Source organism: Robbsia betulipollinis, from assembly GCF_026624755.1.
In the GTDB taxonomy this organism is placed as follows: Bacteria; Pseudomonadota; Gammaproteobacteria; order Burkholderiales; family Burkholderiaceae; genus Robbsia; species Robbsia betulipollinis.
The window spans coordinates 1-2,213 of the sequence record NZ_JAPMXC010000024.1; the positions used below are offsets into that span (position 1 = coordinate 1).

Annotated in this window: 2 protein-coding genes and 1 pseudogene; all 3 read right to left on the reverse strand. The window is 64.0% G+C overall.

The genetic code is table 11. The annotated features are described in order from the left end of the window. Positions 1-34: 34 nt before the first annotated feature. Positions 35-1,546 (reverse strand): IS66 family transposase, encoded by a 1,512-nt coding sequence (gene tnpC / locus OVY01_RS22815; RefSeq protein WP_432422300.1) that lies wholly within the window; start codon positions 1,544-1,546, stop codon positions 35-37. Between the two features lie 65 nt (positions 1,547-1,611). After that, entirely contained in the window at positions 1,612-1,947 is a 336-nt protein-coding gene (gene tnpB, locus OVY01_RS22820; RefSeq protein ID WP_267849937.1) for an IS66 family insertion sequence element accessory protein TnpB, read from the reverse strand. After that, positions 1,944-2,213, reverse strand: a pseudogene (locus OVY01_RS22825) (hypothetical protein); the annotation flags it as partial. The pseudogene OVY01_RS22825 and the gene tnpB, both read right to left, overlap by 4 nt.

Here is a 2,213-nt window from a genome sequence, read left to right on the forward strand (position 1 = left end):
GTAAGCGCCCGGCGATCCCATCTTGACGCCAACTTCAAGCCGCTGTGGGCGTCCAATTATGCGGCAGCAATTCATCGATATTGCGTGCGAGATGCGTAGGCAGCCGCGTGAGGACGTCTTTGAGGTAGACGTAGGGGTCATGCCCGTTGAGCTTGGCCGACTGGATCAGACTCATGATCGCCGCCGCCCGTTTGCCCGCGCGCAGGGACCCTGCAAATAGCCAGTTCTTGCGCCCGACGGCCACCGGACGGATTTGGTTTTCCGCCCAGTTATTGTCGATCGGCACCTCGGGGTCCTCCAGGTAGCGCGTGAGCGCCTCCCATCGCCGCAGGCTGTAATCGAGTGCACGCGCGATCGCCGAACCTTCGCTCACGCGCCCACGCTGCTGCATCATCCACGTATGCAGTGCATCGGTAATCGGCCGGCTTTGCGTTTGCCGTCGCTCGTGGCGCGCCGCGGGCGGGAGATCGCGTACCGCCTGCTCAATCTCGTAAAGTTGCGCGATGATCTTCAACGCCTCCTCGGCAATCTGGCTGCGGCTACTGGCGTGCAATTCGTGGAACTTGCGCCGTGCATGCGCCATGCAGCCGATTTCCGTCACGCCCTGCGCGAACGAGGCCTTGTAACCGCCGAAGTCGTCGCACACCAGCTTGCCTTGCCACTCGCCCAGGAAGGCGCGCGCATGTTCCCCGGCCCGGCTCTCGGCGAAGTCGTAGACGACGCCGCGCATCGCCGCGAACACGCTCGGCGTGTAGGTCCATAGATAGGCGCGATGCGTTTTGCCTTTGCCCGGCATCAGCATCGCCACCGGTGTCTCATCGGCCTGAAGCACGGGATGCTGTACGACCCGCTCGCGCAATGCTTCTACCAGTGGCTGCAGTTGCACGCCACAGGCGCCGATCCATGCACCCAGCGTCGAACGAGGAATCGCATAGCCCGCACGTGCAAAGATGCTTTCCTGACGGTACAGCGGCAGATGATCGCCGAATTTCGCGACCAGCACATGGGCGAGGAGTCCCGCCGTCGGGATGCCTTTGTCGATGACGTGTGCGGCTACCGGTGCTTGCGTCAATGTCGCGCATTTCGCGCACGCCCACTTGCCGCGGATATGCCGCTCGACCGTGAACACGCCTGGCGTGTAATCGAGCTTCTCGCTCACGTCCTCGCCGATGCGTTTCAACTGGCAGCCGCATGGGCACAGCGTCGAGGCCGGTTCGTGGTGCAGGACCACGCGCGGCAGGTCCGCGGGCAAGGCGGCACGACGCGGCTTGTCCGGCTCGCTCGCGTTTTTAGCCGGCGTGGCGAGCTGAGCGAGCTCGTGTTCGATGGCGATGAGGTCGGCGTCGATCGCCTCGTCGAGCAGGCTGTGCTGCTCGGGTAGGAGCTTTTCGCTCTTCGCGGCGAACTTCCAGCGCTTGAGCACGGCGATCTCGTGCGTAAGCTTGGCATTCACCGCATCTTTATGTCGCACATCCGTAAGCAACCGCATGGCCAGCGCGCGCAGTTCTTCTGCGCCCATGGCCTGGAGTTGTGTCGGATCGATCATGGGCACCATTTTGCCAACGGCAGGGGCGTCTGCCTATTGGCGCAGATGCCCATTGCCGTGCGGTCTCAAATAACACGGATGCTGCCAGCCTCGCCCAGGCGTTGCCAGGGCAGACCCAGGACGAGCGCGGCCAATTGCTCCGGGGACAGCACCATTTGCGTGTCGACGCCGGGCCGTGGCCAGACGAAGCGCCCGGTGTTCAAGCGCCGGGCCGCGAGCCAGACGCCGAAGCCGTCGTGTACCAGCACCTTGAGCCGGTTCGCGCGCGCATTGGCGAAGAGGTAGGCGTGGTGCGGGTGGGCCGCGCCGAAGACCTTGACCACACGGGCCAACGCTGTCTCGGTGCCAGCTCGCATGTCCATGGGCTCGACGGCCAACCAGATCGCGTCGATGCGGATCATCGCGTGAGCTCTCGCACCCAGGCCGCACTCTCGCTCAGGCGCGCAGCCGGCCACATGATCGATACCACCGCGCCTTTGCGTTGGATTTCGATACGCACGTCGGCAGGCTCGGCCGCGCGAATTTGCGGTATGGCAACAGGTATCGGCAGCGTGACGAAGGCCGATTGGACATCGACGGCCCGCTGTTCGAGGACTTGGGGTAGTGCCTTCGCGCTGTCGATTTCCTTGATCCAGCGCCGCAGCACGTTTGGATTCATGCCATGCGA